This is a genomic window from Pseudoxanthomonas sp. UTMC 1351, from assembly GCF_040948865.1.
Lineage (GTDB): Bacteria > Pseudomonadota > Gammaproteobacteria > Xanthomonadales > Xanthomonadaceae > Pseudoxanthomonas_A.
This window is the reverse complement of the sequence record NZ_JAVGJT010000011.1, coordinates 32,095-46,397: the sequence shown is the minus strand read 5'-3', so window position 1 is coordinate 46,397 and position 14,303 is coordinate 32,095. Positions and strand designations below refer to the sequence as shown.

Sequence of the window (14,303 nt, the reverse complement as noted above, 5' to 3'; positions counted from 1 at the left end):
GGGCACGCAATGACCCTTACCGAATACCGGCGCAAGCGGCAATTCACCAAAACTCGCGAACCCGAACCGGGCAAGCCTTTGCCCAAGGGGCAGCGCGCCATCTTCGTGGTGCAGCTGCATCATGCCAGCCGGCGCCATTACGACTTCCGCTTGCAAGTGGGCGACGCCTTGAAAAGCTGGGCTGTGCCCAAGGGCCCCAGCTACGATCCCGACGTGAAGCGCATGGCGGTGGAAGTGGAAGATCACCCCGTCGACTACGCGAGCTTCGAAGGCGAAATCCCAAAAGGCGAGTACGGGGGAGGGCACGTGGCGCAATTCGACCACGGCGTGTGGGCCAGCGAAGGCGACCCGGAAGAACAACTCGCCAAAGGGCACCTGCGGTTCGAACTTTTCGGTGAGAAGCTGAAAGGCGGTTGGCACCTGGTACGTTCCGGCCGACCGGCGCGGCAGCCGCAATGGCTGTTGTTCAAGGACAAGGACGACTATGCCGGCACGTTGGAAGCGGACGACTTGCTGGCCGACGTCGCGCCGCCGCCTAAAGAGGATGCCAAGCGCGCTGGCACAGGCAAAGCAAAAAAGAAACGCCTCGCTGCCGTCAAAGTCCCTAAACGACGCAAGCGGAACTGGGCCGCGCTGGCCACCAAACTACCCAAGGCGCGCAAGGCCAAGGCGCCCGACGGACCGTTCGAACCACAGCTGGCCAAGCTGGGCGATGCGGCGCCGGAAGGCGACGCCTGGCTGCACGAACTCAAATGGGACGGCTACCGGATACTGGTCACCATCAAGGACGGAGCCGTGCGGCTGTGGTCGCGCAATGCGCTGGAATGGTCGAAAAAAATCCCGGAGGTGCGCGCGGCGGTGGAACAACTGGGATTGGAATCGGCCGCGCTGGATGGCGAGCTGATTGCCGGCGGCGGCACCAAAGGCGACTTCGGCCTGCTTCAAGCCACGCTGTCCGGCGAGAAGCAGGGTGCGTTGTCGCTGGTCTTGTTCGATCTGCTCCATATCAATGGCATGGATATTTCCGGTGCACCGCTGCGCGACCGGAAGGGGCTTCTGCAACAGGTGCTGGATAACCCACCACCGCATCTGGCGTTCAGTTCGCATATCGAGGCCGATGGTCAAACGGCATTCGCGCTGGCGGGGGAGCGTGACTTCGAAGGCATCATTTCCAAGCGGGCCGATCGCCCGTATCACGCTGGCCGCAGCGACGAATGGCGCAAGACAAAACAACTGGCGAGCGATGAATACGCGGTGGTCGGCTATACCGAGCCAAGGGGCAGGCGCAGTGGATTTGGCTCGTTGTTGCTAGCCAAGCCGGACCCGAAACACGGCTGGAAATATACCGGCAAGGTGGGCAGCGGCTTCTCCGATCAACTACTGGCGGAAATCAGTGAACGCATCGGCAAGGCAGGGCGCAAGGAACCGACCGTGGAAGTGCCGCCGAACGATACGGACCTGCGCACGGCCAAGTGGTTCGAGCCGCGTTTCGTCGTGGAAGTTTTTTCCCGCGGCTTCGGCCGCGAGGGTCTATTGCGGCAGCCTTCGCTGAAAGCGGTGCGCACCGACAAGAGAATCACAGACCTGATGGACTCCGATCGCGGAGGCAGCTCATCGACTGCCCCGCCGCGCGCCAAGAAAACATCCGCCAAAGCCAGCGCAAAGAAACAAAGCGAGGCGAGGGCGGCCCCAAAACTGACCAGCCCATCCAAGATCATCTTCCCGGACATACACGCCAACAAACAGGATGTGGCGGACTATTATCGAGCGGTGATGGATCACTTATTGCCGGAAATCGCCGGGCGGCCGCTGTCGATCATTCGTTGCCCCAACGGCGCCGAGAAGCCATGTTTTTTTCAGAAGCACCACACCGCCGGTTTGGAGTTGGTGTCCTTTGTCCGACTAAAAGAAGAAGCCGGTAATAACGCGAACTACTTGGTAGTGAATGACGAGGCGGGATTGATGGAGCTGGTCCAGTTCAACTCACTGGAGTTCCATCCATGGGGTGCGCATGCCGAAAATCCCGACCTGGCCGATCGCGTGGTGTTCGATCTGGACCCTGGACCTGGCGTGCCTTTTTCGGAGGTAAAAAAGGCGGCCACGCACGTACGCAAGCTGCTGGAACAGCTGGAACTGGTCTCGTTCCTGCGCACATCCGGAGGCAAGGGCCTGCACGTGGTGGTCCCGCTGAATCCCGGCTGCGAGTGGGGCCTGGTCAAGGACTTTGCGCATAGCTTTGCCGATGCTCTGGCGCAATCGGAACCGGATCGCTTCCTATCGGTAGCCTCGCTGAAACTTCGGCCCAACAAGATATTCATCGACTACCTGCGCAATGGCCGCGGTGCCACCAGCGTGGCGTCCTATTCGCTGCGGGCGAGGGCCGGCGCGCCGGTTGCAATGCCGCTAGCTTGGACCGACCTGTCGAAGCTCAAGCGTTCCGACGCCTTCACCATGAAAGAGGTTCCCGCCAAGCTGCGCCGCCGTCGCAAAGATCCTTGGGAAGGCATCGAACGGCTGAAACAAAACCTGGCCCGATGGGCCTCGGCGGAGTAGGGCAGCCGTTATTCCGTTCCTGGCGACTGCGCATCCTTTAACTGCATGAGGTTGCTATGAAAATCGATAAAGAACCCCAAAGCCGCGAACGCGACCCGTTGGAAAAGACCCGCGCCCCCAACACGCCTCGCGCACCAGGCGAACAACCGGGCAAACGCAACAACGACGAACGCAACGACCCGGAATCGGAGCCGGGAGCCAAGACGGGCAATCAAGAAGACGATGAATGATGGGTACGAGTGATCAACGACTCGTGGCTGGTCAAGCAGTCGAGCAAGCTCGACTCACCAAGACACGGATGGTGTCCTTGTGGGAGCGACGTGAGTCGCGACGTGGCCGTTTCCGGTCGTGACGCACGTCGCTCCCACAAGGGTAGCCATGCTTGTCGTAGAGCCGAGCTTGCTCGGCTGCTCTTTCCTTAGTTGCGTAGGGTGGGCCCCGGCCCACCATTACCATCTCAGCGTTCGCAGCGAAGGGTTGGAAGTCGAATGATCTGGGATTATCTCGATGATTGCCGCATTGAGTTCAGACGTGGAAATGGTGGGCCAGGGCCCACCCTATTTGGTTAGCTCCAACGGCAGCAAACCCAACCAGATCAACAGCAGCACCAGCCACAACCACCGCCACCGGCCCATGCCGCGCCATGCGAGTTTCCAAGGACCGACATTCGAATCGCTCATGCCGCCCTCCGTTTGCGTGCTGACCGTAATGCATCGGCGACGCGCAGGCCGTAAAGATAGACGCCGGTGAAGCACAGTGTGGTCAGCGCCGCCCCAAACAAAAACCAGATAAGCCGTATCGGCCAACCGCCGAAACTTCCAAAGTGCAACGGGTCGGCCATCTCGGCGATGCGCTGGTGCAGATTCATATCCCGGCCGTCCCGCCGATCCAGCAAACGGCCATCGCGCAAATCGACGCCAACGGCGTTGGCGCGGTCACGCACCAACCAGGCCTGTGCCTGGCCTTGGAGCAGCAATCCCTGACCGTCCAGGCTCGGCTGCATGCCACGCACGCGCAGATCCGGCCAATGCTGTTGCAGCGTGGCAACAGCTCGATCAATGGCCTGCGGATCGGCGGGTGCGGGCGTCTTTGCTTCCGTAGGCAGCGCGATCTTTGCCGGCGGCCGGGCGTTGCCGCCGAGCGATTCGACCAGATACCAACCGCCCGTGACCGCAATCAGTGCGACGAACCACAGGCTCCAGACGCCGAACAGACGATGGATATCGCCCCACATTCGCCGCGGCCGATCAGCACGCGGCCAGCTGAAGAAGCCACGCCACCACCGCTTGTAGATGAAGAAGCTGCTGATAAAGGACAGCAACAATGGTATCGACAACGCCGCCACCAACGGCACGCCGTACTTCGTGGGAATCATCAAATGCCGGTGCGTGTTGCGTAATAGCCGGTGCGCGTTGAACCAGTGCGTATCACCGGTGACTTGGCCCCGATAGGGATCGATCCAGACGAAACGCCGGCGCCCCTCGGGCGTGCGCATCTGCGCCATCGCCGCGAAACGCGATGCGTGTGGCGCGGCCACGCCTTCGAGCGTCCACTCCGGATGTGCCTGTTGCGCAGCACCGACCAACTGGCCCCAACTGGCCTGCGTCTCGCCCGGCGTCACTCGCATTTCAGCATGCAGCAGCCAGTCGATTTCCTGGGAAAACACCGCCAGCGTCCCGGTGAAGCAGATGAAGCCCATGAACAGGCAAAGCTTCAGCCCGACCCAGCTGTGCAGGTCGAACCACAGGCGACGGCCTGTGCTCTTGCGCACGGCTGGGGTATCGGCGGCTGGCGAAAGCTGGCGCACGGGTATTCTGGTCAGAACGTATAGGCGGCCTGCAAATACACGCGCCGCGGCTCACCGGGGAAGTGGCCATTGCGCTCGATGAAACCGCTGGCTGCGTAGACCTTATCGAACAGATTCTTGATGTTGGCCTGGAGTTTCCAGTCTTTCCATTGGGTCTGCCAGCTCAGGTCAAAGATCGTGTAAGGCTTGACCCGTTGTCCGTTCAAGCTGATGCGCTCATCGGTGTAGTCGGCACCGAAGCCTACGGCTGATGCGATGCCCGGAAGGTCGTAGCGCGTCCATAGTCCCAACTTGTTGCGTGGCGCGTTGGCGAACCGATCGCCGGACGAGTTGGTGATGCCATTGCTGCCCGCGTCGATCACCCTTGCATCGTTGTAGGCATAGGCAAGACTCACCACCCAGCGGTCGGTGACGTCGGCCAGCACATCGACTTCGAAGCCTTCGCTGCGTACCAGCCCAAGCGCGGCCAGCTGGTTGATGCCGTCGACGACTTCGCCGGTGCCTGCACGATATTGCTGCGCTCGATCCGGTAAAGCGCCGTGTTGAGCGTGATACGTCCATCGCCGAGCAAGCTCTTCAGGCCGATCTCCCACTGCTTGCTCTGTTCAGGGTCGAACGGACCGCCCGCGTCCATGTTCTGGTTGCCCGTGTCCTGCGGCACAAAACCGCTGGCGACACTCGCATAGGCATTCAGACCTTCGCGCAACACGAACGTACTGCCCAAGCGCCAGCTCAGGTCATGGCCGTCGATATTGCTGCCGCTGATCAGGTCTTCATCCTCGAAACCATCCCAGCGCAGGCCGGCCAGCACATGCCAGCGCGGCGTCAGCGTGATTTCGTCCTGTACGTAGCCGCCATAGCGGGTGCCGCGGGTGCTGGTGTTGCGCCAGGGCAGGTTGGCCAGACCGTAGTCGTGATAGGAGGTCACGCCATAAACCGGATTGAAAAGATCGATCCCGGGGACCAGACCCGCATTTCTGGGCAGATCAGCACTGTTGGCGGTCTGCGCACGGAAGTCGGAATCGACCCGGTAGTAATCGGCGCCGAACAGAAGCTTGTGTTCCAGTGCTCCGGTGACGAAGCGCCAGACGGCATTGCCATTGACGGTGAACGCATCGTTGTCGCGATACTGATTGCGCAGCTGCCGCGTCATCCATTCCGCCGTGCCGTCGCGGTCGCGATCGATCAATCCCATCGGCTCGTGATAGATCTGGTGTTCGCTGTTCTCGAACCAGCGCACACCAAAGTCCACATCCCACGCTTGCGAAGGTGAAAAGCGGTACTGCACCAAAACCACCTTGGCCTTCATGTCCAGGAAATCCGTGGACTCGTTGTGGTTCCATCGGCGATTGGTGAGGAAATACCCGTTGTCATTGACCGGTACGCCACGGAGGCGCAGGAAATCCGTGGACTCGTTGTGGTTCCATCGGCGATTGGTGAGGAAATACCCGTTGTCATTGACCGGTACGCCACGGAGGCGATTGCCGCCCAGGTTCTGGGTGATATCGGTGTACTGCAGAATCAGTTCGCCGGTGTCACCCACGTCGAAGGCGACAGAGGCATCGACTATCAGGCTCTGGCTGTCGGCATTCCAACGTATGCCTTCCTCGCCATCGGCGTAGACGCCCAGCCGATAGCGCACATTGCCCGCCTCGTTGACCGGACCGGTCGCTTCGAAAGAGCCGGCGACGAAGTCTTCATTGCCAACCTGGATTTCCACCCGGCGTTGCGCCTTGGCTTGCGGCTTGCGGGTGACGTAGTTGATCACGCCGCCCGCGTCGCCACCGCCATACAACGCACCGGCAGGACCCTTCAGCACCTCGACTTGTTCGATATTGAACAGCTGCGGCACAGCGAAACCGGCGTAAGGATCGCCACGCAGTCCGTCATACAACACGTTCTCCTGGCGGAAACCGCGCAGCGTGACGCCGGCATAGCTGAAGAAACTGATGCCGCTGATGCTGCGGTACAGATCAGTGACCTGACGTGCAGCCTGATCGTCGATCAGTTCGCGGGGAAGCACCTGCACCGATTGAGGCACCAGCGCCAGTGGTGTATCGGTACGAGTACCGACAGCCGCCGTCTCCGACTTGTAAAGCGTCTGTGCCCGCCCAACCACTTGGACGGAGTCGAGCGCGACAACATCATCATTGGGCGAAGCCGCGGCGTCAGACACGGCTTGGGCGCGCACATCAGCCAGTGCGAGCAGCAGCGCGGCCGCCAGCAGGGAGCATACAAACGGGGAGGGGGACATGCAGATTCCGTAATGCGAATGATTATCAAGCGCGCTAGTCTAACATTGTTCACCCTTCTGACTAGTCCTTCGTATTCGAGCCTAAATACGTGTAAACGGCTCTCCGGAGCAGGTTCTCTCCGCTCCAGGTCGGTGACCTACATATAAAACTCGTTGCATCGGGCAGCTTTGCTTTAGTCCCATTTTGGGACTAACATGCCCCCGATGAAGGTAGTTGCCGTCAGCGCCTTGAAGAGTTTTTGGGAACGCCACCCCGATGCGGAACAGCCTCTCAAGGCGTGGTACGACGAAGCCAAACATGCCGCATGGATCACACCCCAGGACATTCGCAATCGCTACGGTAGTGCCAGCTTCGTCGGCCACAACCGCGTGGTGTTCAACATCAAAGGCAACGATTACCGGCTCATCGTTGCAGTCGCCTATCGGTTCCAAGCCATCTACATCAAATTCATCGGCACCCATGCCGAGTACGACCGGATCGATGCCGCCATAGTGGAGAATCTATGAATATTCACCCCATCCGCACCGATCGCGACTACAGGGTTGCGCTGCGCGAGTTATCCGCATATTTCGACAACGAACCTGAGCAAGGCACGGAGGATGGCGATCGCTTCGAGATTCTTGCGACGCTGGTCGAGGCCTACGAGGCCAAGCACTTTCCCATCACAGCGCCCGATCCTATCGAGGCTATTCGCTTTCGCATGGAGCAGGGCGGCCTGACGGTGAAGGACCTGGTGCCTTCCATCGGGCAGCCCAATCGTGTCTATGAAGTTCTGAATCGCAAGCGCGGCCTCACCATTGAGATGATCCGCAACTTGCACAGGAACCTGGGTATTCCCGCGGAAAGCCTGATTGGGGCTTGAGGACACTTTCCGGGTCGAGTGGGGTAATTTCAGTACGGTCTACGTGCATGGAAAGAGGATAGGGCGCTTCTTGTTCCAGCGTGGTTGGACTGCGTAGCAGTGTGGGAATTAAGGGGTCAGGCAGCTATCGGAGTAGCCGTTGGCAGGCGAACAGCAATGGCTTCCTGCTCGATTGTCCTCGCTAGCATGCGCTGGGAAAGTATTTCCCAGCCTGCATCGCGTGCATGCCTTGCCATATTGCCACGAGTGACTTCTGTTGCTTCGGAATATGAATTCCTATCCAGCTGTTCGGCGTCCATCAGCCAAGGGAGGAACGCGTGTCGATGAATGCACTTGTTCTTGATGTGTGCCGCAATTCTGAATCCGCCTAGATCGATGTCACCCCAGTGATATACGGGGATCTGCTCGGAGATTGCCTCAAGGATAGCCACATAAGCGCGGCACCAGCTTGGAGAGGGCATGCCGCCGGTGTAGAGGATTAGGCCGGTTCCTGCATCCAGGTGCTGACTGGCCTGATGGAAGGTGGTCAGATTTTCGATGCTCAGTACCCACGCTGGCGCTCCCGAATATCCGATGACGTGCTGGTTGGAAACACCGACGAAGGGCCACGTTATTGGACAGTCCTGCGATGAGCACAATCTAAGGCCGCCTCTGCCAGCCACCAGGAAAGGCTGAGGTTCCTTGACCAATCCCAAAGCGTTGAACACTTCCTCCTGCTGTCTTGAAGGGGAGGCGAGATGCTCGGCAGTGAGCAGGTCAATGTGGCGCGAGAGCGCTTCGATTCGCTTCGTATCTTGAAACAAAGCGCGGCTGAGGACGCGAACGATCTGGTCGTTGCCGTGTTCCTGCTTCATTGCATCCAGTACCCGCAGGGCGTCCGCGAAATCGGGAGCGCTGTCGATAGCAAATCCGCGCGGTGATTTTAGCTTGGTCCAGGCTTCCAGTAGTTCGGCCACGCGAGTATGTTCGGGCAACCAGCCACTCAGGACAGCTTGCGCTTCCCGTACCGCATCGGAATGGGTGACAGTGCCGAGAAAGGCCGCGAGCTTGTCCGCATTCAACAGACGGACTTTCTCCAGAGGGCGGTCTTCGCCACCCTGTTTAGCCCAGCGGAGCTGCACGGCGCCGGCACGTTCAGCCGCGGTGAGGCGTGCATGGCAACGCTGGCGCTGTTCGTAGTTTTGCTGCCAATACGGCGAATTTGTGTTGGTGAAGGCTGCCTGGATGGCCCGATCGGAACCGCGGACCAAGGCGCGCTCAGTCCGCTTCAGTAGATCGGCCAGAACTAAGTCAGCTAGCGACACGCTCGGTTTCCGCAATTTTCATCATGGTTTGTTCCAGCAGTTCCGGATGCAGCAGATAGTTGTCGCTCTGAAGCAATTCGCGGGCTTCATCCAGGACGATGTTTTGGGTTAGCTGCACAGTGCGAGAGCCATAGCGGGCCATGTCGTAATAGATGTGCAGGAACGAGGACATTTTTGCTTGGTCCGCCTCTGGGCCGGCCATGATCAGTTGTAGACCGAGGGCATTGAGGTAGTCAGCGGTGGCGCGGACGTTCTGTGCATCCATTTTTTCGAACGCTTCGTCCAACAACATAATGCCGCCACCCGCCTGGCTGCCGCGGGTCTTGCCATAGGCCGCTGCCAGTGCGGCGCCGAAGATCACATACAGCGGTGTGCGGTGTTCACCGCCGGAGCCGGGCCCGAGACGCTTACTCAATAAGCCGATGGACTTGTTCTGGGCGAGAATCTCCACGTCGTAGCTGAAGAAGCGCCGGTGGTCGTTGAGCGGGCTGGTTTCATGGAGCAGTTCGGAAGTGGCGTCGCCTTCCACCAATGCCTTGAATTCTTCCGGCACCTTACCCGCGCCGCCAAAAATATCTTCCTCGGCATCGCCATGCTCGCGCACGCGTTTAAGGAATTCATACAGAGCGCGGTGCTGTTCCACCGGTATGTACTTGAAGCGATAGCGCTCGCCGTTACTGAATTCCGGTGCGTGCTTCAATACATCGTTCAGGCCGTTGATCTGTTCGTCGATGGCCTCGAAGCCTTCTAATAGGGTTTGCGCCACATCAGTGCGGAACACCTTAACCGCTGCTTCGTAGGCTTCCTGCGACTTGGCCTCTTGGTCGGCCAGCTCCAGGTCTTCCAGACGGTGCTTGTCTTCGAGAATGAACTTGTAAGCGCGCTCCCAGTGGCCACTGGCGATGTCGATGTTTTGCAGCTGGAAGTCGCGAAGATAGAGGCTGAATTTCTCCCACGCATCACGGTCGTGATTGGTCGCGGCCTTGTCGGCATTGTCAATTGCGATTCGCAGAGCGGTCATCAGCTCGGCCCAGTTCTCGCCGTGGCGCTCGTCGTAGCGCTCACGATGTCTTTGTACCTCGTTGGCGTCGTACAGCGGGTGCTGGCGGGTCTTGGCTTCATCCAGCGCGGCCAGGCTTTGTCGTTGGACAAGGCCGCCGATGCGACCTTTTGCGTTGTCCATTTCGGTTTCCAACTTGGATTTGAGCCCAATCAGCCTGTTTTCGGTGGCATCGGCATCAGCCAGCTTCTTGCTGGCCGCTTCGAAATTCGCATTCAGCCCGGTCAGTCGGTCTGACTGAGTGGCGACCAGGGCGTCTTGCAGATCCCGCAGCTCGTGGCTGCCAGCGATTGAAGTGATGAACAGGTTTTCCAGACGTGGATAGGTAGTATCGACATCCGCAAACAGGGCGAGTCGCTTTTCTACCGGGATGATGAGTTTGACCTGCGCATTGGCGTGGCCCAGGGTAGCTTGGGCTTCATCAAGCGCGGTCTGGGCGATGCGCCTCTGTGTTTCGTTGTCGCCGCGTCCAATCCGTAGATCATCTTGGGAAACGCGGATGCGCTCCACGCCGCCACCGGAACTGACCATGCCGTCACTGGAGATCGCCTTGGCGCCGGCCCTAAGTTGTTCAGCGCTATCGGCCAAGGACAGCTGGCCTAGCTCCCCTTGGAGATAGCGGATGGCGGCTTTGTCGTCGCCTTCGACCAACTGCGCGGCAAACGCACCACCGCCCTTGGCGATCCAAGGCTTTCCGCGCGAGGGTAGGGCCAGCTTGACCCGAAAAATGCTGCGCGCCTCCTTGTGTTCCTTGTAGAGACGAATGGCGTCCAATTCCCGTGCCTCAGGCACCAGCAGGGCATCGACGTGGACGCCCAAATACGCCTCCAGTGCGGGTTGCCACCGCGGATCGCTGATTCGCACCAGGTCGCAGATCGGGGTAGCGTCTATCCCGGCATCGGCAAGCAGACGCTGCAGCGCTGCGACCTCTTTGCGTATCGGCGTCAAGCCGCGCTGGCTGCGCTCCCAAGCAGTACGCGCATCACGCAAATCGTCCTTGGCCCTTTCTGCATCGCGTTCGACCGAGGACAAGGCTTTGTTGACCAGGCCGCGGATACGAGCCATCGATTGCATGGAGGCCTGGAGGGCCGCCGGTTCCGGCACGCGCAGCACATCGGCCTGTTGTTGCAAATCGAGCAGCTGATTGATGGTGTTCTCGAACGCGCCCTGGTGATTGGCCATTGCCGGCAGCTTTCCGGCGACGACGGCTGTTTCCAGCGCCAGTTTCAGCAGCTTGTTTAGCTCTGTGTGTGTGTTGGCATGCTGGGCTTCCTTGTCTTTGAGGCGCTCAGACTCGCCGGCTTGTTTCAGGTATTCCGGGTCGGTGTGCAGGAGCCGGAGCGCGCGATCGCGGGCTTCCTGCGCTTTGCCTTTTTCGGTAATGGCGCGACCAAGCTCCAGCTCGGTGGTTTCCAGCTGCTGGTTCAGTTCCTGCGCCTTGTCCTGTTGCTCGCCTAAGTCTTCGGAAACGCGCTCTACTTCATAAAGCGCGCGCAGGGCATCCAGGTTGGCGTGGGTGGTGCGTTCGCGCTTGACCAGCGCATATTTGCCGACCACAGCACCGGCGCGTTCGATGCGATCGACCAAGCGGCGAATCATCTCGCGGACTTCGCGGAATTGTTCCAGACGCGTGCGGAACGCCTTCACGTTGGTCAGGCGCTGCTCGATCAGGTGTTGCCGCAAAGTCTCGTTGAGGTCGTCCACGTCCTTGTTGAGCTTGAGCGACCGGGCGAAGGCCGAACGGATGGCACGGGTATTGGGGCGCTCCCCAGGCGATGCTAGATGCCCGATGAATAGCTGGCGCAGGAACTCCTCGCGGTTTTGAGTGAAGACAGGGGAGGTCCCTGCCAGCGTGCAGGCATCTTTGGCCACGTGCTGGAATTTGCGCCAAGGCAGGATTGTCTCTTTAGTAGACTCGGGATCCACGTGGTCCTGAGTTGCCAACGCCACACCTGGCAGAATATAGAGGCTGTTGAACGTGTGATCCGGGTCTTCGGCGTGAGCCGAGAGCGACACGCCTGCAGTGACTGGGATGTCGGTTTCCGGGTCGCGAAAAACCAGGTTGATGTAGGTGTTGGCCGAGATGCGGCAGCGTTCTGCATCGCTTTGGCCGTACACACCCAGACAGTATTCCCGTAGGGTGCGGGCGCGCTTCTTACCTTCACCGGAGGCATTGAAATGGGTTTTATTGCTGTCGGCGGCCAGAAGCACTATCTGGAAAGCATCCAGCAGCGCGGTCTTGCCGGTACCGTTGGGGCCGAGAAAGGCCGTATTGCCGCCGAGTTGCAGATCTTCTCGTTCGTACAGGAAGTACTGAACCATCCCTAGGGCTTCAAGCTGCTTCATCAGCGTCTTCCTCTTCCAGCGTGTTTGCATGCGCAGCCAGTTGTAGTAGGGCGGTTTCGCCCAGAACATCGACGATACCCGGGCGAATCACAACTTGGTGGCGCTGCTCGTCGCGTGTTTCTTCCAGGCGAGCGATGCCGTAGCGCTTCATCGCCAACAACTGCTCATTGAGTATTGCAATGGGCGGCAACTCGCGATTGAGCAGATCCTTATAGGCGCGTTCCAGTTCGATCATGTCGACGAAGGCCTCGCCAGCGATGATCTCGGTGGCGTGCATTTTGTCGTCGTACAAACGTCGCAGCACCAGCGCCAAACGGGTTTCGGTCAGGCGCATCTTTTCGGCAACGTATTGGCTGGGCGTGGCTACCACGTAGCCCATGTGCGGATTATGCGTGATGGTCATGCCGAGCTGAGCCAGCAAGGTGTCGTAGTCCTTGCGGTGCCTGATGACCAATTCGTACGCGGTGCGGCTGCGCGGATCGCTGGCGTAGAGCACCTGCTCCATGATCAATCGGTAGCCGGCCTTCTGATAATCGTTTTCGGCATAGGTCTGGCTTTGGGCGGCCAGTCGCTCCCAATGGCTCATCGGACTTGCTCTCGTTGGATGTGCTCTCGTTGTATATGGAACCGCGGATGTTCGAGGTAGGGGTTACAGGTGGTGCCGTCGGGCAAGAAGTCGATACGCACGCCCTTGAGCATCTGCAGTTGGGGATCGGAGCGGCGCTGCGACGGTGGACAAGCGCCGTGCGCAGCGATCAACAACAGGCGTTGGTAGCAGCACAGGTCGTTGATCGAGTCGATGGTCAATTCGTCGGAAGTGATGGTCTTGCGACCACTCAGGTGGCGCACCAGGTAATTGGCCAATTTCACCTTGTCGACGATGCGGTTGTCGGCCATACGTTTGCGCAACTGCTCCATGGCCAATTCCTGCAAGGTCGGTGGGCGTTTTTCCACCTCGGTAGCCACGGCTGCCTTGGCCACCGAGCGTGGCTTCGCCAGCAATTCCTGGCCAGCGTGCCGAAAGCCAGCAGCGGCAGGTAGTGCCACATGGCCTTCCTGCAGCCGATCGGCAGCTCGCAAGGCACGAGCGAGCAGCTTGTCCAGTTGCTTGGGGGCGCGCATCTTGTATTCGATAAAGGAGATAGCGCGCTGATTGGCGTCGCGGATTTCCTCGTCCAATCGCTGTAATTGTTCGTCCACGTCTTTCAAACGCATCAGCAGTCGGGTGTCACGTTCGTAGAGGAATTCGGCACGAATGCGGTCGCCGCTGGCCTTCTTTTCCTGGTACCAGGCGATCAGTGCTTCACGCTGTACATCGTCGTGTTGGAATTGCAGCGTCATGGCCAAAATCTGCGAGCGATGCTGCAGTGGATGGTCCTTGGTGCGCAGTTCGCTATAGTCGGCGATGAAAACCTTCTCGACATATTCTTCGAAGAAGCCGCGGACGAATTCGCGCGCCGAGGTGCGTTTCATCAACTCGTCCATCAGGTCCTGGACGCGGCAACCCGTGTTGGCTATGTGGGCCATGCATTGCTTGGCCTGCTTGGCGGCCTCAGCGTACTGGTCGCCGGTGGCTTCGCCATTGGCCACGGCGCGCAAGTTGAGATAGATCGAGCGGACCTTACTGCCGAGAAACTCTGGCTCGTGACAGGCGAACTCGCACAGCACGGTGTAGAACTGGGCGATGACCGGCCGCACGGTGATCATTTCGGCCACCCCGCGGCGACGCAGACTGAACCAGCCGGAGTCAGTCAAGATGCGGACGATCTCGTGCGCCCGGTTGACGATTGGCGTATCCAGTTCTTCTGTCCAGGGGTCGTCGACGGCCAGCAGGGTTTCAATCTTGCGCACGACGACTGACTTGGGGGTTTCCTCACCCGGCGAGCGACCACCATCGCCCCACATTTCGTCGATCAGACGGCAGAGCAGCGTCCAGTAACGGCGGCTGTTGCTGGCGGCAAGCGGCCGGAACAACTCAAGTGGCAACCGCTCAAACAGCGGCGGGATGTCATTTTCTTTATTCAGATTGGATGGACGCATTGCAATCCTTAGCTTCCAATTAGCTCATTCTAAAAAATCTAGTCTCACCGAACGAGACGAATCGCGATAGTGTTCC

General features: G+C 59.5%; 10 protein-coding genes and 1 pseudogene. 4 read left to right on the top strand and 7 right to left on the bottom strand.

What is annotated here, in order from left to right:
- The first annotated feature begins 9 nt into the window (after positions 1 to 9).
- A complete protein-coding gene (gene ligD / locus AB6O04_RS09010; protein WP_368563521.1) occupies positions 10 to 2,553 on the top strand; it encodes a DNA ligase D in 2,544 nt (847 codons plus the stop codon).
- Between the two features lie 56 nt (positions 2,554 to 2,609).
- Positions 2,610 to 2,783, top strand: a complete 174-nt coding sequence (locus tag AB6O04_RS09005; protein WP_368563520.1) for a hypothetical protein — start codon at positions 2,610 to 2,612, stop codon at positions 2,781 to 2,783.
- A 327-nt stretch (positions 2,784 to 3,110) separates the two neighbouring features.
- Here AB6O04_RS09005 and AB6O04_RS09000 read toward each other — a convergent pair whose 3' ends face one another.
- From AB6O04_RS09000 to AB6O04_RS08990, 3 genes and pseudogenes are all read right to left on the bottom strand, one after another.
- The gene (locus tag AB6O04_RS09000; protein ID WP_368563519.1) at positions 3,111 to 3,233 is read right to left on the bottom strand and encodes a hypothetical protein; all 123 of its coding nucleotides are present in this window, start codon (positions 3,231 to 3,233) and stop codon (positions 3,111 to 3,113) included.
- Entirely contained in the window at positions 3,230 to 4,360 is a 1,131-nt protein-coding gene (locus AB6O04_RS08995) for a PepSY-associated TM helix domain-containing protein (RefSeq protein ID WP_368563518.1), read from the bottom strand. Before AB6O04_RS08995 ends, AB6O04_RS09000 begins: the two co-directional genes overlap by 4 nt.
- Before the next feature lie 11 nt (positions 4,361 to 4,371).
- Positions 4,372 to 6,614: pseudogene (locus AB6O04_RS08990) on the bottom strand (TonB-dependent siderophore receptor).
- Between the two features lie 204 nt (positions 6,615 to 6,818).
- Here AB6O04_RS08990 and AB6O04_RS08985 point away from each other — a divergent pair.
- Together AB6O04_RS08985 and AB6O04_RS08980 are read left to right on the top strand one after the other, a co-directional pair.
- Positions 6,819 to 7,121 (top strand): type II toxin-antitoxin system HigB family toxin, encoded by a 303-nt coding sequence (locus AB6O04_RS08985; protein ID WP_368563517.1) that lies wholly within the window; start codon positions 6,819 to 6,821, stop codon positions 7,119 to 7,121.
- Positions 7,118 to 7,477, top strand: a complete 360-nt coding sequence (locus tag AB6O04_RS08980) for a type II toxin-antitoxin system HigA family antitoxin (RefSeq protein WP_368563516.1) — start codon at positions 7,118 to 7,120, stop codon at positions 7,475 to 7,477. Before AB6O04_RS08985 ends, AB6O04_RS08980 begins: the two co-directional genes overlap by 4 nt.
- A gap of 116 nt (positions 7,478 to 7,593) precedes the next feature.
- On the opposite strand, the gene AB6O04_RS08975 is transcribed toward AB6O04_RS08980, so the two are convergent.
- From AB6O04_RS08975 to AB6O04_RS08960, 4 genes are read right to left on the bottom strand one after another with little or no spacing between them, the layout of a single operon-like run.
- Positions 7,594 to 8,781 carry a Wadjet anti-phage system protein JetD domain-containing protein gene (locus AB6O04_RS08975; protein ID WP_368563515.1) on the bottom strand — a complete coding sequence of 396 codons (1,188 nt, stop codon included), beginning with the start codon at positions 8,779 to 8,781 and terminating at the stop codon, positions 7,594 to 7,596.
- Positions 8,768 to 12,187, bottom strand: a complete 3,420-nt coding sequence (locus tag AB6O04_RS08970) for an SbcC/MukB-like Walker B domain-containing protein (protein WP_368563514.1) — start codon at positions 12,185 to 12,187, stop codon at positions 8,768 to 8,770. Before AB6O04_RS08970 ends, AB6O04_RS08975 begins: the two co-directional genes overlap by 14 nt.
- Positions 12,174 to 12,773, bottom strand: coding sequence for a DUF4194 domain-containing protein (locus AB6O04_RS08965; RefSeq protein ID WP_368563513.1), 600 nt, complete (start codon positions 12,771 to 12,773; stop codon positions 12,174 to 12,176). Before AB6O04_RS08965 ends, AB6O04_RS08970 begins: the two co-directional genes overlap by 14 nt.
- On the bottom strand, positions 12,770 to 14,227 hold the full coding sequence (locus AB6O04_RS08960) for a Wadjet anti-phage system protein JetA family protein (protein WP_368563512.1): 1,458 nt from the start codon (positions 14,225 to 14,227) through the stop codon (positions 12,770 to 12,772). The genes AB6O04_RS08965 and AB6O04_RS08960 overlap by 4 nt, the downstream gene beginning before the upstream one ends.
- Between the last annotated feature and the right edge of the window lie 76 nt (positions 14,228 to 14,303).